The organism is Mycolicibacterium fluoranthenivorans, from assembly GCF_011758805.1.
GTDB lineage: Bacteria > Actinomycetota > Actinomycetes > Mycobacteriales > Mycobacteriaceae > Mycobacterium > Mycobacterium fluoranthenivorans.
This window is the reverse complement of the sequence record NZ_JAANOW010000005.1, coordinates 18,291-37,618: the sequence shown is the minus strand read 5'-3', so window position 1 is coordinate 37,618 and position 19,328 is coordinate 18,291. Positions and strand designations below refer to the sequence as shown.

Here is a 19,328-nt window from a genome sequence, read left to right as displayed (position 1 = left end):
GGCTACTTCTGCTGGGAGGCCGCGTAATCCTCCGGATGGTTCTTCTTCTGGTGGTTGCGGACCGGCCAGAACAGCACCCAGAGGATCGGGTAGATGGTCACGTAGAACAGCAGGTGCAGCGCGGCGCCGACGACCACGGTGAACACCCATCCGGGCCAGATGAGGATCAGGCAGAACTGGATGAACTGCTTGAGCACCACCGGATAGCCCTCGGCCATGGACAACAAGAACCTCGGGTTCATCACCTTCAGGTACTGCCGCACCTTCGAGATCTCGGCCTCGGCTTCGGACTGTGCCGCACTGACGTCACGGCCGCGCTCGCCGCGCGTCTGACCGCGCTGCGGGGGCGGTGGTTCGGCCGGTGCGGGCTGCGTCATGGAGTGATCGTGGTCTGGTCGTCAATGGCTGTGGTGGCATCCATCAACGGACCCATGTCGTCCTCGGAACCCTGGGCGTTGAGTTGCAGGACGAACAAATCTTGGCCCGCCGGGATGAGCACCGTCTTCTGGGCGATCAACAACTTCTGGCCGTCTTTGACGTACGTACCGCCGACCTGCACCGCATCGAAGCCGCCGAGCTTGCCCGTTTGACCTTCGTTGCCGCCCTCGTACTCGGGCAGATTCTTCAGCTCGTTGGGTGCGTACTCGATGATCTTTGCCGGATCGGCACCGGTGAGCTTGGACATGATCGCCGTGATCGTCGGGGGGACCGGCCCGGCCGGCGTACCGGCGAGCACAATCTGCCCCCATGCCCAGTCCGGCGCCTTGGCCCCGGCATCGGCCCAGCCCTCCGGGATCGGCAGGTTCACCGTGGGCGTACCCGGATCGCCTCGCTTGACCGGCGTTTCGGCGATCTTGTTGTCCTTGACGTAGTCCATGATCGTGTAGTTCTGGCCGCTGGCGTTGGCTGTCGAGCTCGGCGCGGCGCTGGTCGAGCTGGCTTCGGACGTCGTGGACGTCGCCGATGTGCTGCTGGTGCTCTCTTTGCCCGCCGTGTCGGTCTTGGTGTCCGATCCGCAGCCGGCCAAGGCCAGGCCCAGAACGGTGGCCGCCACCGCGAGTCCGCGGGTCGTGGTGTGCATGGTCATGCCTTCTCCTGGGGTGGTCGCCGTCGTGGGTGGGAAACAGTCTTGTCTGGGAGAACTTGTCTGGGAGAACTCTGTCAGAAACCTATGTCACTCGGCGTGAATCGGTCGGTGACGTTACCGGTCAGCGAGTCGTCATAGGGGTTGATCGCCACGGGTTGCGGGCCGAAGGGCAGTTTGTCGAACTCCACCCAGATCACGCTGGGGCTGGTGGTGAGTTCGAAGTAGTAGATGCGGTGGGTCAGATCGCTGACGGTCCGGTACTCGGTGTTGTACACCCCGAAGTCGCCGTAGGGCGCCCCGAACGGCACCGACACGTTGCGCATGATCGCCATCACACCGGCCACCGCCTGACGCTCGGTGCCGGGTTCGGGCAGCAGGGCCTGGTAGTAGGCGGCACGCTGAAATCGGTCGACGGGGTTGACGTTGCCGGGTAGCGGCAGGTCCCGGCTGGGATGGGAGAAGTCATGTGCGGCCAGCAGTTCCAGCTGTTCGTCGTAGCTGGGGTCGTTGGTCATCAGGGTGAACTGCGGCCCGTGGTGCACGACGAGCTCGCCGCCCGCCAGCTCGAGGATCGCAGAGTCGCCGGAACTGTCCTCGATGGCCAGATGCAAGGTGGCGTCCCGGCCACGCGCACCGACCATCACCAGCTGCACGTCGTCCATCAGCGCGAGGGCCTCGTCCACCGTCGCGGCCTGGTCCAGCAGGTACTGGGCCCATAGGCCGGTGTGCAGGCCGGGCCGGGCCGGGTCGCGCGGCCCGGTATCGGTGGATTGCAGGTACAGCGCGTGCACACCGAGACCGCGTTCGTTGAATCCGTCCACGGTGCCCAGGCCGTACACGCTGGTGATCAGACTGGAATAGCGGCTGGTCCAGCGCAGCGGATTGTCGGCGATCACCACCTGGTCCAGCAGCTTTCCGCCGTCGCGGTCACGGCCGGCGCCGAACGCGATGAGCAGAGGTTCGGTCGATTCGGGCCAGTCCATGCTGCGGCCGGCCAGTTTGGCGAGTTGATTACCGTTCCAGAACACCCTGGTGCACATGAGGATGTGGTATCACAACGGCGTGCGCACCATGGTGTTTTGCCTCCTGGTGGCGGCGGGTGTGACGGGATGCGGGACTTCGGACCACATCGCGGCGTCCTCGTCGCCGGCCACCGCCGCGGGGGCCGCCGGCCCCGTCGATCCGGCCGGGGTGGCGCGGGCCCGCAGTGGCCTGCCGGCCGGATATGAGGTGGGCACCCTCGCCGAACAGGCTGCACCCGTGACCTTTTGGGGCTTCAAGCCCGGGTGGTCCGCGACTCCGGAGCACTGCGGCGCGCTGGTCGACCCCGGTGCGGGCACCCCGGTGCGCGGCTGGTCGGCATCGGGACCCGGCGGGATCATCTACGCCGTCGTCGCCGGGCCGGGCGCGCAGACCGCCCCGCCGGACGGGTGTGCGGCCTGGTCGCTGGAGGGCGGGCATACCGATGCCACCGTGACCTCGGTGCCGGGACCCGATATCGAGGGTACGACGACGGTCGCGATGAGTGCGGTGGCCACCACGACCGTCGAGGGCGGCACCCAGACCCGAATGCATGCCGACACCGTCACGGCGTATCTGCGTGACGCCTACGTCGCGTCGGTCACGGTGGTCACCGATCCGGGGTCCGTCCAGCAGGGGCTCCCGCCGAACATCGCGCCAAGCCTGCTGGCGCAGGTGGTTTCGGCGGTCGCGGGGTGAGGCCCGGTAGATTGGCCGCGATGCTCACTCCACGAGCGGCCGCCCTCGTGGCCTGCGTTGCCGCACTCACCGCGTGCTCGACTGCTCGGCCGCCCACCCAGCCCGACATCGCCCGGGTCGCCGACGTGAAATCGCAATTCGGCCCGGAGTTCCACGTCACCGCGGTCGCCCCGGCCGGGATCGACCCGAAAGCGCTCTCGGGGCAGCCGGTACCGCCCGGGGTCACGATCGCGCCGCCCGACTGTGCCAAGTTCGCCAACGGGATCTCGGTGCCCGCCGGTCTGCACGGCAACATGGCGGCCACCACGGCCGAGGGCAAAGGCAACCGCTTCATCGCCATCGCCGTGGAGACCTCGGAGCCCATCCCGTTCGCGGATCCCGGGCCCGCCTGCAAGCTGGTCAGCTACACCGGCCCGGGAGTACGCGGGCAGGTCGAGGTGGTGGACTCCCCGCACATCGACGGTGCACGCGTGCTGGGCACCCACCGGGTGGTGCAGACGGCCGTGCCGGGCGGACCGCCGCGCGTCGGCGAGTTGTTCAACTACGTGGCGAGTTTCGACACGTTCCTGGTGATGGTGACGGCCAATCCGCTGGTGGTGCCGGACAAACCGCCGGCGCCGGTGGATGTCCAGAAAGCCAAGGATCTGCTGACCGCAGCGGTCGCGGCGGTACGAGGCAGCTAGCGCACGTCGCGGGGCCGGAACTGGATGCTGATCCGCGGGCCGATCGGCCGGGCCGTCTTGGGGACCGCATGCTCCCAGGTGCGCTGGCAGGATCCGCCCATCACCAACAGGTCGCCGTGTGCCTGGGGTAACCGCAGGCTGCGCCCACCCGAGCGGGGGCGCATCGCGAAAACCCTTCGTGCGCCGAGGCTGACGATGGCCACCATGGTGTCGCTGGTGCTGCTGCGGCCGACGGTGTCACCGTGCCAGGCCACGCTGTCGTCGCCGTCGCGATACAGGCACAATCCGGCGGTGGTGAACCGCTCACCCAGTTCGCCGGCGTAGATGTCGTTCAGCCGCACCCGCAGTCGCGCGATGCCCGGATGTGGCGCGGGTTCGGTGGTGAGGTCGTGGAAGCTGACCAGCCTCGGTACATCGAGCACCCGGTCATACATCTGCCGGCGTTCGGCCCGCCACGGGATGGCGGTCAGGAGTTCGTCGAACAGTCGGTCGTCACTGCCGAGCCACCCGGCCCGGACGTCGATCCACGCGCCGTCGCCCAGATAGCGACGTTCCGAGTGGTCGAAGAGCGACCCCTGAACGGCCAGAGACACCACCCGATGGTATCGCACAGATGTTCGATATCAGAGCTTGGCGGCGCCGGGCCCCTGTTCGGAGAGCATGTCCCCGGGGTTGGACAGCAGGCAGGTCTTCAGGCTGAGGCAACCACATCCGATGCAGCCGGCCAGGTTGTCGCGCAAACGCTCCAGGTGCACGATGCGGTCATCGAGGTCCTGGCGCCAGCCGGCCGACAGTTTGGCCCAGTCCTTGCTGGTGGGTACCCGGTCGGTGGGCAGCGAGGCCAGGGCTTCGCGGATGCGGGCCAGCGGGATGCCCAGACGCTGCGACATCCGGATGAACGCCACCCGGCGCAAGGTCTCGCGCGGATAGCGCCGCTGGTTACCGCTGGTGCGCCGGGACGCGATGAGTCCCTCGCGTTCGTAGAAGTGCAGCGCCGACACGGCGACACCACTGCGGTGTGCCATCTCACCCGGCGTCAGCTCATGAGACTCCATACACCTCAACCATAGTTGAGCTAACGTTTCCGGTGTGGAAACAGCTCGGGTACTGGGATGCAACTCCGAGGTGGGGACCCTGCGGGTCGTCATCCTGCACCGCCCCGGGGCCGAACTGCAGCGCCTCACCCCGCGCAACAACGACAGCCTGTTGTTCGACGGACTGCCCTGGGTGGCCAAGGCGCAGGAGGAGCATGACGCCTTCGCCGCGGTGCTCGCCTCCAGGGGCGTCGAGGTGCTGCTGCTGGCCGATCTGCTCACCGAGGCACTCGCCTCCGGCGCGGCCAGGATGCACGGCATCTCCGCCGCCGTCGATGCCCGCCGACTGGGGATCCCACTGGCCCAAGAGCTTTCGGCCTACCTGCGCACCCTGGACGCCGCCACGCTGGCGCATGTGCTGATCGCCGGGATGACCTTCACCGAGTTGCCGTTGGCGGGCAGCGAGTTGTCGCTGGTGCGCCGCATGCACCACGGTGCCGACTTCGTCATCGACCCACTGCCCAACCTGATGTTCACCAGGGACTCGTCGTTCTGGATCGGACCGCGGATGGCGATCACCTCGCTGGCGCTGCCGGCACGGTCGCGGGAATCGTCGCTGACCGATCTGATCTACGCCCATCACCCCCGCTTCCTGGGGGTGCGGCGCGCCTACGAATCGCGCTCCGCACCGGTCGAAGGTGGCGATGTGCTACTGCTGCGGCCCGGGGTGGTGGCGGTCGGGGTGGGTGAGCGCACCACGCCCGCCGGGGCGGAAGCGTTGGCGCGCAGCCTGTTCGAAGACGATCTGGCGCACACCGTATTGGCCGTGCCGATCGCCCAGCAGCGCGCCCAGATGCACCTGGACACCGTGTGCACGATGGTCGACACCGACGCCGTGGTGATGTATCCGAATATCGTCGACTCGCTGTCGGCGTTCACCATGCATCGCACGCCCGGGGGTGGGGTGCGCATCGACGAGGAGCTGCCGTTCGTGCAGGCCGCCGCGGCGGCCATGGAGCTCGACAGGTTGCGGGTGATCGACACCGGGCTGGACCCCGTCACCGCGGAACGCGAACAGTGGGACGACGGTAACAACACCCTCGCCCTGGCGCCCGGTGTGGTGGTGGCCTACGAGCGCAACACCGAAACCAATGCCCGCCTTGCCGATTCGGGCATCGAGGTGCTCACCATCGCGGCCGCCGAGCTGGGAAGCGGGCGCGGCGGCCCGCGTTGCATGTCCTGTCCGGCGGCGCGCGACCCGCTGTAACGTCGAAGGATGCCTACGCTGCTGTGGTTCCGGCGTGACCTGCGCGTGCATGACCTGCCGGCCCTGCTGGACGCCGCCGAGTCCGACGGTGAGGTGCTGGCCTGCTACGTGCTGGACCCGAAGCTGCAGGCCACCTCGGGGGCGCGGCGCCTGCAGTACCTGTACGACGCGCTGCGCGATGTGCACGAGCAGCTCGACGGCCGTCTGCTGGTCACCCGTGGTCGCCCGGAACAACGGATTCCGGCCCTGGTCAAGCAGATCGGCGCCACCTCGGTACACGTGTCGGGGGACTTCTCGCCGTTCGGCAAGCGCCGCGATGCCGCCGTCCGCGAGGCCCTGGGTGAGATTGCGCTGGAGGAGGCGGGCTCGCCGTATCTGGTGTCACCCGGGCGGGTCACCAAGGACGATGGCACGCCGTACAAGGTCTTCACCCCGTTCTTCCGGTCCTGGCAGAGCCACGGTTGGCGCTCGCCCGCACAGACGACGGCGACGTCGGTCCGCTGGATCGACCCGGCCGATCTGGATGGCGGCGTGGACATCCCGGCCGGTGACACCGAGCTGGAGTACGCCGCGGGGGAGCGGGCGGCGCGCGCGGCGTGGAAGCGCTTCGTGAAGGACGGGTTGGCGGACTACGAGGAAGATCGCAACCGGCCGGATCTCGATGCCAGCAGCCGGATGTCGGCGCATCTCAAGTTCGGCACCGTCCATCCCCGCACCCTGGCCGCCGACCTCGGCAAAGGTGAAGGGGCCCAGGCCTATCTACGCGAGCTGGCCTTCCGCGATTTCTACGCCGATGTGCTGCACCACTGGCCGCGCAGCGCGTGGTGGAACTGGAACCGCACCTTCGACGCGATCGAGGTCGACGAGGACGCCGAGGCGCGCAAGCGGTTCGAGCTCTGGAAGGCGGGCAAGACCGGTTTCCCGATCGTCGACGCCGGGATGCGCCAGCTCGCCGAAACCGGCTTCATGCACAATCGGGTCCGGATGATCACGGCGTCGTTCCTGGTCAAGGATCTGCACCTGCCGTGGCAGTGGGGTGCGCGCTGGTTCCTGGACCAGCTGGTCGACGGAGACATGGCAAGCAATCAGCACTGCTGGCAGTGGGCCGCCGGCTGCGGCACCGACGCCGCCCCGTACTTCCGGGTGTTCAACCCGGACACCCAGGGCAAGAAATTCGACCCCGACGGGGTCTATGTGCGGCGCTGGGTGCCGGAGTATGGGTCGGCCGACTACCCGGCCCCGATGGTGGACCACAAGGCCGAACGGGCCGAGGCGTTGCGGCGGTATGAGGGGATTCGGTAGCGGAACTACCGCCAGCTGGGCAACCAGATCTGCATGTTCCACGTCGACGGAGAGATCGGCAGCCCGGTGAGAATCGGGTACATCCAGGCGAAGTTCGTGATCACCAGCGCCACATAACAACTCACCGCGATCAGGCCCAGCGTCCGGCGTTCGGCATTCTGCCCGGGTTGGTACAGCACGTCGCCGAGGATCAGCGCGATCGCCATGATCAGGAACGGCGCCATGGTGGTCGCGTAGAAGAAGTACATCTGCCGGTCGATATCGGCGAACCACGGCAGGAAGCCCGCGCCGTAGCCGACGAGCACCACCGCGTAGCGCCAGTCGCGGCGCACGAACGCCCGCCAGATCGCCCACACCAGGACCGGGACGGCGACGAACCACATCGCCGGGGTGCCCACCAGCATGACGGCCTTGACACAGGACTGTGCGCCGCAGCCTGGCACGTTCTGCTGATCGATCGCGTACAACACCGGGCGCAGCGACATCGGCCACGTCCACGGTTTCGATTCCCACGGGTGGTGGTTGCCCGCGGCATTGGTCAGCCCGGAATGGAAGTGATACGCCTGATAGGTGTAGTGCCACAGCGACCGCAGCGCATCCGGCATCCAGCTGTCCAGGCCGATCGAGCGGCCTTCTTCATGGCGGTCCACCGCGGTCTCGGAGGCGAACCACGGCGCGTAGCTGCCCAGGTACACCAGGAACGGGATGATCCAGAACACGTAGATCGACGGACCCACGTCGCGGCGCAGGGTGCCCAGCCACGGCCGCGGCACGCGGTACTGGCGGCGGGCGATGACGTCGAACGCCAGCGTCATCAACCCGAAGAAGACGATGAAATACAGGCCCGACCACTTCGTCGCGCAGGCCAGTCCCAGCAGCACGCCGGCGCCGAACCGCCACCAGCGCACGCCCAGGCGCGGACCCCACGGGGTCTCCGCGATCCGGCCCTCCATCAGCGCCACGTGCATCCGGGACCGCACCTCGTCGCGGTCGACGATCAGCGCGCCGAATGCCGCCACCACCCACATCACCAGGAACACGTCCAGCAGTGCGGTGCGCGCCGAGACGAAGCTGACGCCGTCGGCGATCAACAGCAGGCCGGCGATCCCACCGACCAGGGTCGACCGGGTGATCCGGCGCACGATCCGCGCCGTCAGCACGACGATGATGACGCCGCACACCGCACCGGAGAACCGCCAGCCCAGCCCGTTGTAGCCGAAGATCCACTCGCCGATCGCCATCAGCTGCTTGGCCACCGGCGGGTGCACCACCAGGCCGTAGCCGGGGTTGTCCTCGACGCCGTGGTTGCCCAGCATCTGCCAGGCCTGCGGCGCGTAGTGCTTCTCGTCGAAGATCGGGGTGCCGGCGTCGGTCGGCGAGCCGAGATTCAGGAAGCGGGTCAGCGCGGCCAGGGCGCCGATGATGAGGGTCATCACCCAGCCCTGAAGGCGATCCAGCGGCCCGAAGTCCGGCACGGGTACGAGCGGGCCGGGGCTGATCACGGGTACGGCGCGCTCCGGCTGCACGGTATGAGGAGCGGTCATCACCGACGATCGTAAGCTGTGCAGTTGTGGAACCCTGGGTCGCTCCGCTCCAGCCCGCCGGAGTGTCAAACCCCGGCTCTGGCCGACTGTTGCTGGCGGCCACGCCGCTCGGACAGCCCGCAGATGCGTCCGCCCGCCTCGTCGAGGCACTGGCCGGCGCCGACGTGATCGCCGCCGAGGACACCCGGCGCGCCCGCACCCTCGCTGCGGCGCTGGGCGTGACGCCCGCGGGACGCTGGCTGAGCGTGTTCGACCAGAACGAGTCGGCGCGGGTGCCCGCCCTGCTGGAGGAGATCCGCGGCGGCGCCACGGTGGTCCTGATCAGCGACGCGGGAATGCCGCTGATCAACGATCCGGGCTACCGGCTGGTGACGGCCTGCATCGAGGCGGGGTTGGCGGTCAGTTGTCTGCCCGGTCCGTCGGCGGTGACCACCGCGCTGGCGGTGTCCGGGCTGGGCGCGGACAAGTTCTGTTTCGAGGGGTTCGCGCCGCGCAAACAGGTCGCGCGGCGCACCTGGCTGGGCACCCTGGCCGCCGAACAGCGCACCGCGGTGTTCTTCGAGTCGCCGCGCCGGCTGGCCGACACCCTGCGCGACGCGGTGGACACCCTGGGCGCGGACCGGCGCGCGGTGGTGTGCCGGGAGCTCACCAAGACCCACGAGGAGATCAAGCGGGGCACGCTGGGCGAGTTGGCCGACTGGGCCGCTGACGGTGTGCTCGGCGAGATCACCGTGGTGCTGGCGGGCGCGGTGCCCAAGGCCGACCTGGGTTCCCTGGTCGCGCTGGTACTGGAGCTGGTGGACGACGGTGCGCGCGCCAAGGATGCCTGTGCCGAGGTGATCGCCGCGCATCCCGGTGCGCCGTCGCGGCGTGAGCTGTACGACGCGGTGTTGAAGGCGCGCAGCTGACACGATGGGCGGGCCCATCTGATCGACCGCTACGTCGGCACCGGGCCGGCCGAGGCCACTCCGACGTGGCCGGCCACCCCGACGATCGCGGCCGCCTTGTGCAGGCATTCCGCCCACTCGGCGTCCGGGTCGGAGTCCGCGGTGATCCCTCCGCCGACACCGAGGACCGCGTTGCCCCGCGCATCGAACTCCACCGTCCGGATTGCCACATTCAGTTCAGCCCCCGCCGATGGTGACGCCAAACCCACTGTCCCGCAGTAGATTCCACGTCGGTCCGGCTCCCACTGCAGGAGCAGCTCGCGGGCCCGGCCCTTGGGTGTGCCGGTTACCGACGCGGGCGGGAAGCTCGCCTCGAGTACCGCCGGCGTCGACACTTCGACCGGAATCCGGGCCGTCACCGTCGACACCAGATGCCAGACCCCCGGAGCCGGGCGAACCCGCAGCAGCTCGGGGACGGTCACCGAGCCGGTGACGGCAAGGCGGCCCAGATCGTTGCGCACCAGGTCGACGATCATGATGTTCTCGGCGACGTCTTTCACCGAGGCGCGCAGCGCCACCGGCGATTCATCAAGGGGCAGCGTCCCTTTGATGGGGCTGGAGGTCACCTGCTCGCCGTGGCGGCACAGGAACAGCTCGGGGGACAGCGAGGCCACCGCACCCCATTCCCCGGCCACGAAGGCGGCGCGGGCCGGCGCGGTACGGGTGACGGCGTCGACGAAGAAATCCAGCGGGTCACCGTCGATACGGCCGGTGTACTGGGTGCAGACGCAGGCCTGGTAGATCTCACCCGCCGCGATCGCCTCGAGGCAGGCCAGCACCCCGGCCTGGTGCGCCTTGCGGTCCGGAGCCCGCCAATCGATGGCATAGGGTCGCGCCGGCGTGCCGGCGATACCGGTCAACCAGTCGGGAGGTGCAGTGCCGGAAAGGCTTTCGTACCACCAGAGGCCGTCGCGGTCCTGGCGCAGTACGCAGTCCGACCAGCCTCCGGCGGCCGCGGGGAGACGCGGGCTGCCGTCGGGATAGGAAAGGTAGCCGAACCAGCCTCCGCCGACGAAGGTGTCCGTCCCGACCGATCTTGCGGTGAGGGGCACGTCGAACACCCGCGCGCACGGTTCGGCCGCCACACTGGGCGCGATGACCGCGCGCGACCCGAACCAGTCGCCGATCAGCGCCGCGGGCGGGGGCAGGCCGCGGCTGCGGCCCGCATCGGCGACGGCGCGCAGCACCCCGGGGGCGTCACCCAGGGGGCCGAGCCGGTCGATTCGCACCGGCCTAGCCTGTCAGAAGCTATCGGCTGATCGCGCGCGGGACCATGATCGAGGAGAGCTTGTCCGGATTGCGCATCGCGTAGAAATGGCTGATCCTGCCGTCGGTGATCTCCACGGTGATCACCCCTTCGAGGTTCTCGCCCAGGTACAGGACCAGGGCGGGTGCGTTGTTGTACACCGCGAGGTCGATCCGCGCGTCAGGCCGTTCGCCGGCCCCGCGCATCAGGCCGAGCACCAGCCTGGCCACCTTGTCCGCACCGATCACCGGCCGCCGTGCCGCGCTGACCTTGCCCGCGCTGTCGGCCGTCCACACCACATCGGGTGCCAGCATCTCGACGAGCGCGGCCACATCGCCGGTGGCGGCGGTGGCGAAGAACTGCGCGGTGATCTGTTCGCCGACCGCGGCATCGACATGGTCGAACCGCTTGCGTCGGGCCTGCACGTGTTCCCTTGCGCGGTGCGCCATCTGGCGCACCGCGGCCGGCGACCGGCCCACCGCCGCGGCGATCTCGTCGTGGCTGAAGCCGAACACCTCGCGCAACACGAAGATCGCGCGCTCGTCAGGTGTGAGCGTCTCCAGCACCACCATCATCGCCATCGACACCGACTCGGCCAGCACCACGTCGGCCGAAGCATCCTCGACCAGAACGGGTTCCGGCAGCCACGGCCCGACGTACTCCTCGCGGCGGCGGGCCGTGGCGCGTAACGCGTTGAGCGCCTGCCGGGTCACCAACTGGGCCAGATAAGCCTTGGTGTCGACGACCGCATCCAGGTCCACCTCGGCCCAGCGCAGGTAACTCTCCTGCAGCACATCGTCGGATTCGGTTGCCGAACCCAGGATTTCGTAGGCGATGGTGAACAGCAGCGGTCGCAGTGCGGTGAACCGCTCGGCGTGCTCGTTCATGCCGGGTCGTGCTCCAGGAGCGCTGCCAGCCGCTCGGCCCGCTTACCGCCCTTGATCAGGAAATAGGATCCCGGTTTGGCCGCCTCGCGACGCAGCTGCCACAGCGTGCCCTTGCACACCATCTCCTTGATCGACGCGGCGATACGGCCACCAACGTAGGCGCGGCGCGGACTGTCATCCGGGCGTGAGATCTGGATGGTGCCGTAGGACCGTCCGATGCTGACGCACTGTCCGGCGAAAGCCTGGTTGATCGCCTGCGGGGCACCGCCGTCGATGCGGGCCAGCACGGTGCGCGCAGCCTGCGCGGCCAGTGGCATCGCGGCCTGGCAGCTCATCCGCAACGGCGACCCCGACGGCGCCACCGCGTCACCGGCGCCGACGACGCGGTCGTCGTCGATGCTCACCAAGGTCTCGTCGGTGAGCAGCCGGCCCAGGTCGTCCGTGCGAAGGCCGCTGCGGGCGGCGAGGCCGGACACCCCGAAGCCGACAGTCCAGACCGTGGTGGCGCTGCGCAGCAGGCGACCGTCGGACAACTCGACGTGGTCGGCGTGCACCGCGGCGACCGTCGGGCCCACGATGACGGTGACACCCAGCTTGGCCAGCTGCTTGGCCGCGGATCTGCGCGCCTGGGCGCCCAGTGAGGGTCCCAGCGCCGGGCCCGCCACAAGCGTCGTCGTCCGGCCGGCCTCGGCGAATTCCGACGCCGCTTCGATACCGGTCAGGCCGCCGCCCACCACCACGATCGGCGCCGACATCGGGACGTCCTGCAGACGGGCGCGCAGGCGCTGCGCATCTTCGAGTTCGCTGAGTGCATAAGCGAATTCGGGTGCACCGGCGCTGGTGCTGCCGACGGCGTAGATCAGGTAGTCGTAGTCGAGGGCGTTCCCCGAAGCCAGCTCGACGCGGCGTGCCGCGGTGTCGATGCGTTCGGCCGTGTCGACCACCAGAGTCACCTTGTCGGAGAGCAACTCGTCGTAGTCGGCGGTGGCGTCGTGGGTCCCCGCGACCAGCTGGTGCAGCCGGATACGTTCGACGAACTCGGGCCGGGCGTTGACCAGCGTGACCTTCACACCGGGCCGTTGCAAAAGGTGGTTGGCGGCCAGCACGCCTGCGTAGCCGCCGCCGAGGACGATCACTTTCTGGGTTGCGTTGTTCTCAGTCATGCCCTCAAGACACCGCCCATCCCGAAAGTGTGACAGGCGGTGACCCAGATCACTCCGGCTCGGCGACCTGGTACCGCGGGAACACGCCTTCGGGTTTGGGCAGGGCCGTCCCCGGCGCCAACCGGGTCCCGATGGCCGCGAAATCACGCTGCGCCGCCGACTGCCCGAGCAGGTCGAGCAGCTTGGCCGTCGACCCGGGCATCACCGGCTGGCTCAGCAGCGTGGCGATGCGCACGGTCTCCAGCGTCGTGTACAGCACCGTGCCGAACCGTTCCTCAGCCTCGGGGGTTCCGACCTTGCGCAGTACCCACGGCTCCTGCGCAGAGAAGTACTTGTTGGCCGCGGCCAGCACCGACCAGATGGCGTCCAGGGCCAGGTGCATGGCCTGCTCGTCGTAATGGCCGCGGACGCGCTCCAGCAACCCGTCGGCGGCGGTGAGCAGTTCGGTGTCCTCCGCGGTGAACGGACCGGGCGTCGGCACCACGCCGTCGAGGTTCTTGTTGACCATCGACAGCGACCGTTGTGCCAGGTTTCCCAGCTCATTGGCCAGATCGGCGTTGATTCGGCCGATGATGGCCTCCTCGCTGTAGCTGCCGTCCTGACCGAAGGGCACCTCGCGCAGGAAGAAGTAGCGCACCTGGTCCACGCCGAACTCGTCGACGAGCACCAGCGGGTCGACCACGTTGCCCAGCGACTTGCTCATCTTCTCGCCCTTGACGTTGATGAAGCCGTGCGCGAAAACCCGTCGCGGCAACTCGATACCGGCCGACATCAGGAAGGCGGGCCAGTACACCGTGTGGAACCTGATGATGTCCTTGCCGATCATGTGCAGGTTCGCCGGCCAGTACTTCTGAAAGTCCTCCGAGGAGGTGTCCGGGAAACCGACCCCGGTCAGATAGTTGGTCAAGGCGTCCACCCACACGTACATCACGTGGTCGGGGTGGTCCGGGACGGGCACACCCCAGTCGAAGGTGGTGCGCGAGATGGACAGGTCGCGCAGCCCGCCGGAGACGAAGCTGACCACCTCGTTGCGGCGCACATCCGGTCCGATGAACTCGGGATGGGCGGCGTAATGGGCCAGCAGCCGGTCGGCGTAGGCGGACAGTCTGAAGAAGTAGGTCTGTTCCTCGGTCCAGGTCACCTCGGTGCCGGTCTCGGTCGCGAACCGCGAGCCGTCGCGTTCCTCGGTTTCGTCCTCGGTGAAGAAACGCTCGTCGCGCACCGAATACCAGCCCTGATAACTACCCAGGTAGATATCGCCGGCTTCGTTCATCGCGCGCCAGATCTCCTTGGACGCGTCGTAGTGGTCGGCATCGGAGGTCCGGATGAACCGGTCGTAGGAGGCGCCGAGCCGGTCCTGCATCCGTTCGAACACGTCGGAGTTGCGGTTGGCCAGCTCCGCGGCGGTGATGCCCAGTTTGGCGGCCGTCTCGGCCATCTTCAGGCCGTGCACGTCGGTTCCGGTGAGGTAACGCACGTCGAACCCGTCGAGACGCTTGAACCGGGCGATCGCGTCGGTGGCGATGTACTCGTAGGCGTGTCCGATATGCGGGTCGCCGTTCGGGTAGGCGATGGCCGTGGTCACGTAGTAGGGATCCCCGGGGGTGCGCGTCCCCGCGCCGGGGGAAGACGAGTTGCTCATGAGGGTTTCCACCTTAAAGTGTCGGCGTGAGCTCCAAGAGACAGAAGCCGCCCGCTCCGGAGCCGCTCGCCCCGCTGATCGACGCGCACACCCATCTGGACGCCTGCGGCGCGCAGACCCCCGCGGACGTCGCCGAGATCCTGGACAGGGCCGGGGCGGTCGGTGTGCAGGCCGTCGTCACCATCGCCGACGATCTGGATGCCGCCCGCTGGGCCGCGCAGGCGGCGGGCTGGGACGAGCGCGTCTACGCCGCGGTGGCGCTGCACCCCACCCGCGCCGACGCCCTCGATGACGCCGCGCGCACCGAGCTGGCGGCCCTGGCGCGGGATCCCCGGGTGGTGGCCGTGGGGGAGACCGGGATGGATATGTACTGGCCGGGCCGGCTCGAGGGCTGCGCCGATCCGGCCCAGCAGCGGGAAGCCTTCGCCTGGCATATCGATCTGGCCAAACGGACCGGTAAGCCGCTGATGATCCACAACCGTGACGCCGACGCCGAGGTGCTCGACGTGCTGGCGGCCGAGGGCGCCCCGGAGACGGTGATCTTCCACTGTTTCTCCTCCGGCGTCGAGATGGCCAGAACCTGCGTCGCCAACGGCTGGACACTGAGCCTGTCGGGCACCGTCAGCTTCCGGAACGCGCACGCGCTGCGGGAAGCCGCCGGGGTCATCCCGGATGGTCAGCTGCTGGTCGAGACCGATGCGCCGTTCCTGACGCCGCACCCGTTCCGCGGCGCACCCAACGAGTCGTACTGCCTGCCGTACACGGTGCGCGCGCTGGCCGATATCCTGGACCGGCCGGCGACCGAGCTGGCCGAGGTCACGACCGCCACCGCGAGGCGCGTCTACCAGCTGCCGGGCGTGTGAATTGGCGCCGGTTGCAGATCTTCGTTACCTTCCTGTTATAGAACGCGGGCGGCCAGCCGGGTCGCGAGTGCCGCGGGCCCGTATGGGTCGAAACCCGGAGACGACAGACTCTTGAGTTTTTTGGACAAGATCCATGAGGAGCGATCGCCTGCGCTTCGGCTGCTCGTGGGAACCCTTTTATTGACGCTCGTGTTTGCTGGTGGGGTGGCGGTCGCCTCCCACAAGACCGTGACGCTGACCGTCGACGGTGCGCCGATCACCGTGACCACGATGAAGTCCAAGGTCATCGACGTGGTGCGGGAGAACGGCTTCACCGTGGGTGACCGTGACGATCTCTACCCGGCGGCAGGTACGCCGGTGCATGACGCCGAGAACATCGTGCTTAGCCGCAGCCGTCCCGTGCAAATCTCCCTGGACGGTCAGAACAGCAAAGAAGTGTGGACCACCGCCTCGACCGTCCAGGACGCGCTGGCGCAGCTGTCCCTGACCGACACCGCCCCCGCGGCGGCGTCCCGGGCCACCCGCCTGCCGCTGGCGGGGATGGCATTGCCCGTGGTCAGCGCCAAAACGGTACAGATCAACGACGGCGGCACCGTGCGTTCGGTCCATCTGGCCGCGCCCAATGTGGCCGGCCTGCTCGATGCCGCCGGAGTTCCGCTGCAACAAAATGACTCCGTCGTCCCGGCGGCGTCCGCGCCCGTCGTCGACGGCATGCAGATCCAGGTCACGCGCCTGCGGATCGAGAAAGTCACCCAGCAGATTCCGCTCGCGCCCGCCAGCCGGCGCATCGAGGACGCGTCGATGAACATGAGCAGGCAGGTCGTCGTCGACCCGGGAACCCCGGGTGTGCAGGACGTGACTTTCGCCGTGGCGACGCTCAACGGAGTCGAGACAGGCAGGTTGCCAGTAGCCAATGTCGTCGTCACTCCGGCGCGCGATGCTGTGCTGCGGGTCGGCGCGAAACCGGGCACCGAGGTGCCGCCGGTGCGCGACGGACGAGCCTGGGATGCCGTCGCTCAATGCGAATCGGGTGGTAATTGGGCCATCAACACCGGCAACGGATATTTCGGTGGCGTCCAATTTGATCAGAACACATGGGAACGACAGGGGGGTCTGAGGTATGCTCAGCGGGCTGATCTGGCAACCCGTGAGGAGCAGATCGCGATTGCTGAAGTGACGAGGGCGCGTCAAGGATGGGGCGCCTGGCCGGTGTGTAGTGGGAGAGTAGGTAACTCCTGATGACGATCCGACTGCTCGGTCGTACCGAGATCAGGCATCTGGCGCGCGAGATCGACTTCCGACCACGCAAAGCCTTCGGACAGAACTTCGTCCATGACGCGAACACGGTGCGCCGCATCGTGTCGGCATCGGGCATCCACCGCCAGGACTGTGTCCTCGAAGTGGGGCCCGGCCTCGGCTCGCTGACCTTGGGTCTCCTCGATCGAGGTGCGCGGGTCACCGCGGTGGAGATCGACCCGGTGCTGGCACATCAACTGCCCAAGACCATCGCGAACCACTCACACAGCGAGATCAGCCGGCTGACCGTGCTGAACCGCGACATCCTCACGCTCAAGTCCGACGACCTGGACGAGCAGCCCACCGCCTTGGTGGCCAATCTGCCGTACAACATCGCGGTGCCCGCCCTCATCCACCTGCTGTGCGAGTTCCCGTCCATCAAGACGGTCATGGTGATGGTGCAGGCCGAGGTCGCCGAGCGGCTGGCCGCCGAGCCCGGTGGCAAGGATTACGGCGTGCCCAGCGCGAAGGTCCGGTTCTTCGGCAATGTGCGCCGCTACGGCATGGTGTCGCCGACGGTGTTCTGGCCGATCCCGCGGGTGTACTCCGGCCTGGTCCGGATCGACCGCTACGAGACGTCGCCGTGGCCCACCGACGAGAGTTTCCGCGAGCAGGTTTTCCAGCTCATCGACATCGGCTTCGCGCAGCGCCGCAAGACCTCGCGCAACGCCTTCGCCGAGTGGGCGGGCTCCGGTAACGAGTCTGCCGAGCGGCTGCTTGCGGCCAGCATCGATCCGGCCCGTCGCGGCGAGACCCTGTCGATCACCGATTTCGTCCGGCTGCTGCAGCGCTCCGGTGAGCTCGAGGTGCCGACCGCCCGTTCGGTGGAAGCCATCGAGGCCGTCGACTCCGTCGACAACACCGAGGCATCGCTCAGCTGAGCATCGCCACAGGAGCTGTTCTCGTCGTCTTCACCGGCGGCACGATTGGTTCACGGCGCTCCGGTGACGTGATCGGGCTGGCCCCCGGCCAGACCCGGCTGCTGTTCCAGGCCTACGACGACACGTCGGCCTTCGATGTGATCGAGCCGTTGTCGCTGCTCAGCGAGAACGCCCGGCCTTCGGACTGGACTGCGATGGCGGCCGCGGTCACCGCGGCGATCCGGCCACACCACACCGGGGTGGTCATCACCCATGGAACCGACACCCTGTCCTACGGGGCCACCGCGCTGGCCTTCGCACTGTGCCACCTGACTGTTCCGGTGGTCGTGGTCGCCAGCAACAGACCCCTCGATCATCCGGATGCCAACGGGCACAGCAATTTCCGCGATGCGCTCGAGGTGATAGGTGCGGTGCCGGGTGGTGGTGTCTTCGTCACGTTCCGCAATCCCGACGGTCGCCGGCTGGTACATGCCGGCGCGCGGTTACAGCCGTCCACGCCGATCCGGCATTTCGTGCACAGCGACGGTGAGGTCGATATCGCCGATCTGGACCAGTTGCCACGCAGGTCGCCCGCGCCGCCACCCTGGCCGGTGGGGCCCGTCCGATTCGGTGCGCGCGTGCTGTTCCTGCGCCCGTATCCCGGACTCGATTACCGGGCGGTCGATCCGACCGGCTTCGACGCTGTGGTGCATGAGACGTATCACTCCGGTACCGCGTGCACCGTCGACCCGTCCGGGCCCACCGACATCACGGAATTCGCGCGGCGTTGTCGCGCGGCTGGGGTGCCGATCTTCCTCGGCCCCGTCCCCTCGGATGTCGCCGCCTACGAGTCCGTGACCGGCTTCGCCGCCGCGGGGTTGATTCCCTTCCGCCGGATGCGCGCCGAAACCGCTTATGTGAAGGTCTCTTTGGGCACCGGAATGGGCCTGACCGGGGACGCGCTCACCGAGTTCGTCCACCGTGAGATCGCCGGGGAGTTCACCGGCTGAGCGCGCGAGCGATCAGGCCCATGAATTCGGTACAGGATCGATAGCGCGCGTCCGGGTCCTTGGCCATGGCCTTGGCGACGATGGAATCGAAAGCGTGCGGTATCCCGTCGACGCGTCCGTGGTAGCGCGGCACGGGTGCGTGCAGGTGCTGGTCGACCAGGTCCATGGCCGTGTCTGCGGCGAATGGTGGTGTGCCGATGACCAATTCGACGCACACGCAGGCCAGTGCGTACTCGTCGGTGGCGGCCGACGGTGGGTGGCCGGTGAGCAGCTCGGGCGCGGCATAGGGCAGCGACGCATCCGCGCGGCCCGGGTGGTGCCAGACGTCCTCGGCCAGGGCGTGCGCGCTGCCGAAATCGACAAGCAGGGCGGGGCTTTGCGGATCGTCGCGGGACAGCAGAATATTCGAGGGTTTGACATCGCAGTGCACGATGCCGCGGCGGTGGGCGTGGTCGAGGGCCCCGGCGATCTCCGTCAGCGCCCGCAACCGGTCCTCGCGGCCGGGCAGGTGTGTCACCGTCCCGCCGCGGGCGAGTTCCATCGTCAGCCAGCCGTCGCCGAGCCGGTGCATCCGCACGATATGGGGGTGGTCGAGCCGTGCGGCGAAGGCGAACTCACGAGCCAGCCGGTGGCGGTGCGCGCGGGCGACCTTGAGCGCGACGTCCGCACCGCCGTCGCGGTGGTGGGCGCGGTACACCGACGCGTAGCCGCCGTGCCCGAGGAGCTCGTCGGGCTCATAGCCGCCGAATCGCACGTTTCCACTATTCCCCGTATTCCC

At 68.3% G+C, this 19,328-nt stretch carries 20 protein-coding genes; 9 read left to right on the top strand and 11 right to left on the bottom strand.

Features of this window, described 5'->3' with window-relative positions; all coding sequences use genetic code 11:
• Positions 1–2: 2 nt before the first annotated feature.
• The 3 genes from FHU31_RS28915 to FHU31_RS28905 all read right to left on the bottom strand — a co-directional run bounded on the left by FHU31_RS28915 (position 3) and on the right by FHU31_RS28905 (position 2,127).
• Complete coding sequence (locus FHU31_RS28915) at positions 3–377, bottom strand: hypothetical protein (RefSeq protein WP_167164506.1); 375 nt, start codon at positions 375–377, stop codon at positions 3–5.
• Entirely contained in the window at positions 374–1,081 is a 708-nt protein-coding gene (gene lpqN, locus FHU31_RS28910) for an envelope biogenesis lipoprotein LpqN (RefSeq protein WP_167165135.1), read from the bottom strand. Before lpqN ends, FHU31_RS28915 begins: the two co-directional genes overlap by 4 nt.
• An 80-nt stretch (positions 1,082–1,161) precedes the next feature.
• A complete protein-coding gene (locus tag FHU31_RS28905) occupies positions 1,162–2,127 on the bottom strand; it encodes a bile salt hydrolase (RefSeq protein WP_167164504.1) in 966 nt (321 codons plus the stop codon).
• Here FHU31_RS28905 and FHU31_RS28900 point away from each other — a divergent pair.
• Positions 2,126–2,806, top strand: a complete 681-nt coding sequence (locus tag FHU31_RS28900; protein ID WP_167164502.1) for a DUF5642 family protein — start codon at positions 2,126–2,128, stop codon at positions 2,804–2,806. The two genes, FHU31_RS28905 and FHU31_RS28900, sit on opposite strands and share 2 nt — an antisense overlap.
• A 20-nt stretch (positions 2,807–2,826) precedes the next feature.
• The gene (locus tag FHU31_RS28895; RefSeq protein WP_167164501.1) at positions 2,827–3,489 is read left to right on the top strand and encodes a DUF5642 family protein; all 663 of its coding nucleotides are present in this window, start codon (positions 2,827–2,829) and stop codon (positions 3,487–3,489) included.
• Here the strand turns inward: FHU31_RS28895 and FHU31_RS28890 are convergent.
• Entirely contained in the window at positions 3,486–4,082 is a 597-nt protein-coding gene (locus tag FHU31_RS28890) for an alpha-ketoglutarate-dependent dioxygenase AlkB (RefSeq protein WP_167164499.1), read from the bottom strand. The two genes, FHU31_RS28895 and FHU31_RS28890, sit on opposite strands and share 4 nt — an antisense overlap.
• Positions 4,083–4,112: 30 nt before the next feature.
• Entirely contained in the window at positions 4,113–4,544 is a 432-nt protein-coding gene (gene soxR, locus FHU31_RS28885) for a redox-sensitive transcriptional activator SoxR (RefSeq protein WP_167164497.1), read from the bottom strand.
• A gap of 34 nt (positions 4,545–4,578) precedes the next feature.
• Between soxR and arcA the strand changes: the two genes are divergently transcribed.
• Together arcA and FHU31_RS28875 are read left to right on the top strand one after the other, a co-directional pair.
• Positions 4,579–5,790, top strand: coding sequence for an arginine deiminase (gene arcA / locus FHU31_RS28880; RefSeq protein WP_263987790.1), 1,212 nt, complete (start codon positions 4,579–4,581; stop codon positions 5,788–5,790).
• A gap of 9 nt (positions 5,791–5,799) precedes the next feature.
• Positions 5,800–7,092: a cryptochrome/photolyase family protein gene (locus tag FHU31_RS28875; protein ID WP_167164495.1), complete on the top strand. Its 1,293-nt coding sequence runs from the start codon at positions 5,800–5,802 to the stop codon at positions 7,090–7,092.
• Positions 7,093–7,097: 5 nt separating this feature from the next.
• On the opposite strand, the gene FHU31_RS28870 is transcribed toward FHU31_RS28875, so the two are convergent.
• Positions 7,098–8,636, bottom strand: a complete 1,539-nt coding sequence (locus FHU31_RS28870) for a dolichyl-phosphate-mannose--protein mannosyltransferase (RefSeq protein WP_167164493.1) — start codon at positions 8,634–8,636, stop codon at positions 7,098–7,100.
• A gap of 62 nt (positions 8,637–8,698) precedes the next feature.
• On the opposite strand from FHU31_RS28870, the gene rsmI reads away from it, so the two are divergent.
• Positions 8,699–9,544 (top strand): 16S rRNA (cytidine(1402)-2'-O)-methyltransferase, encoded by an 846-nt coding sequence (gene rsmI / locus FHU31_RS28865; protein ID WP_167164491.1) that lies wholly within the window; start codon positions 8,699–8,701, stop codon positions 9,542–9,544.
• A gap of 29 nt (positions 9,545–9,573) precedes the next feature.
• Here the strand turns inward: rsmI and FHU31_RS28860 are convergent, their stop codons facing one another.
• The 4 genes from FHU31_RS28860 to metG are packed head-to-tail and all read right to left on the bottom strand — an operon-like array spanning position 9,574 to position 14,521.
• The gene (locus FHU31_RS28860) at positions 9,574–10,812 is read right to left on the bottom strand and encodes an aminodeoxychorismate synthase component I (protein ID WP_167164489.1); all 1,239 of its coding nucleotides are present in this window, start codon (positions 10,810–10,812) and stop codon (positions 9,574–9,576) included.
• Positions 10,813–10,831: 19 nt separating this feature from the next.
• Positions 10,832–11,716 carry an RNA polymerase sigma factor SigJ gene (gene sigJ / locus FHU31_RS28855; protein ID WP_167164487.1) on the bottom strand — a complete coding sequence of 295 codons (885 nt, stop codon included), beginning with the start codon at positions 11,714–11,716 and terminating at the stop codon, positions 10,832–10,834.
• Complete coding sequence (locus FHU31_RS28850; RefSeq protein ID WP_167164485.1) at positions 11,713–12,879, bottom strand: NAD(P)/FAD-dependent oxidoreductase; 1,167 nt, start codon at positions 12,877–12,879, stop codon at positions 11,713–11,715. Before FHU31_RS28850 ends, sigJ begins: the two co-directional genes overlap by 4 nt.
• Before the next feature lie 49 nt (positions 12,880–12,928).
• Positions 12,929–14,521, bottom strand: coding sequence for a methionine--tRNA ligase (gene metG, locus FHU31_RS28845; protein ID WP_167164483.1), 1,593 nt, complete (start codon positions 14,519–14,521; stop codon positions 12,929–12,931).
• Positions 14,522–14,547: 26 nt separating this feature from the next.
• Between metG and FHU31_RS28840 the strand changes: the two genes are divergently transcribed.
• The 4 genes from FHU31_RS28840 (at position 14,548) to FHU31_RS28825 (ending at position 18,550) form a co-directional block, all read left to right on the top strand.
• The gene (locus tag FHU31_RS28840; protein ID WP_167164481.1) at positions 14,548–15,384 is read left to right on the top strand and encodes a TatD family hydrolase; all 837 of its coding nucleotides are present in this window, start codon (positions 14,548–14,550) and stop codon (positions 15,382–15,384) included.
• A gap of 111 nt (positions 15,385–15,495) precedes the next feature.
• A complete protein-coding gene (locus FHU31_RS28835) occupies positions 15,496–16,623 on the top strand; it encodes a resuscitation-promoting factor (RefSeq protein WP_167164479.1) in 1,128 nt (375 codons plus the stop codon).
• Positions 16,623–17,561, top strand: a complete 939-nt coding sequence (gene rsmA / locus FHU31_RS28830; protein ID WP_090362359.1) for a 16S rRNA (adenine(1518)-N(6)/adenine(1519)-N(6))-dimethyltransferase RsmA — start codon at positions 16,623–16,625, stop codon at positions 17,559–17,561. The genes FHU31_RS28835 and rsmA overlap by 1 nt, the downstream gene beginning before the upstream one ends.
• On the top strand, positions 17,549–18,550 hold the full coding sequence (locus FHU31_RS28825) for an asparaginase domain-containing protein (RefSeq protein WP_167165131.1): 1,002 nt from the start codon (positions 17,549–17,551) through the stop codon (positions 18,548–18,550). The genes rsmA and FHU31_RS28825 overlap by 13 nt, the downstream gene beginning before the upstream one ends.
• On the opposite strand, the gene FHU31_RS28820 is transcribed toward FHU31_RS28825, so the two are convergent.
• A complete protein-coding gene (locus FHU31_RS28820; protein ID WP_167164477.1) occupies positions 18,540–19,304 on the bottom strand; it encodes a serine/threonine-protein kinase in 765 nt (254 codons plus the stop codon). The genes FHU31_RS28825 and FHU31_RS28820 overlap by 11 nt on opposite strands.
• Positions 19,305–19,328 lie beyond the last annotated feature (24 nt).

Bases quoted from the DNA above. Each gene is read 5' to 3' on its own strand.
- metG (WP_167164483.1), bottom strand. From the start codon at position 14,521: ATGAGCAACTCGTCTTCCCCCGGCGCGGGGACGCGCACCCCCGGGGAT.
- rsmA (WP_090362359.1), top strand. From the start codon at position 16,623: ATGACGATCCGACTGCTCGGTCGTACCGAGATCAGGCATCTGGCGCGC.
- FHU31_RS28870 (WP_167164493.1), bottom strand. From the start codon at position 8,636: ATGACCGCTCCTCATACCGTGCAGCCGGAGCGCGCCGTACCCGTGATC.
- sigJ (WP_167164487.1), bottom strand. From the start codon at position 11,716: ATGAACGAGCACGCCGAGCGGTTCACCGCACTGCGACCGCTGCTGTTC.
- FHU31_RS28905 (WP_167164504.1), bottom strand. From the start codon at position 2,127: ATGTGCACCAGGGTGTTCTGGAACGGTAATCAACTCGCCAAACTGGCC.
- FHU31_RS28900 (WP_167164502.1), top strand. From the start codon at position 2,126: ATGAGGATGTGGTATCACAACGGCGTGCGCACCATGGTGTTTTGCCTC.
- FHU31_RS28875 (WP_167164495.1), top strand. From the start codon at position 5,800: ATGCCTACGCTGCTGTGGTTCCGGCGTGACCTGCGCGTGCATGACCTG.
- FHU31_RS28915 (WP_167164506.1), bottom strand. From the start codon at position 377: ATGACGCAGCCCGCACCGGCCGAACCACCGCCCCCGCAGCGCGGTCAG.
- FHU31_RS28895 (WP_167164501.1), top strand. From the start codon at position 2,827: ATGCTCACTCCACGAGCGGCCGCCCTCGTGGCCTGCGTTGCCGCACTC.
- lpqN (WP_167165135.1), bottom strand. From the start codon at position 1,081: ATGCACACCACGACCCGCGGACTCGCGGTGGCGGCCACCGTTCTGGGC.
- soxR (WP_167164497.1), bottom strand. From the start codon at position 4,544: ATGGAGTCTCATGAGCTGACGCCGGGTGAGATGGCACACCGCAGTGGT.
- FHU31_RS28850 (WP_167164485.1), bottom strand. From the start codon at position 12,879: ATGACTGAGAACAACGCAACCCAGAAAGTGATCGTCCTCGGCGGCGGC.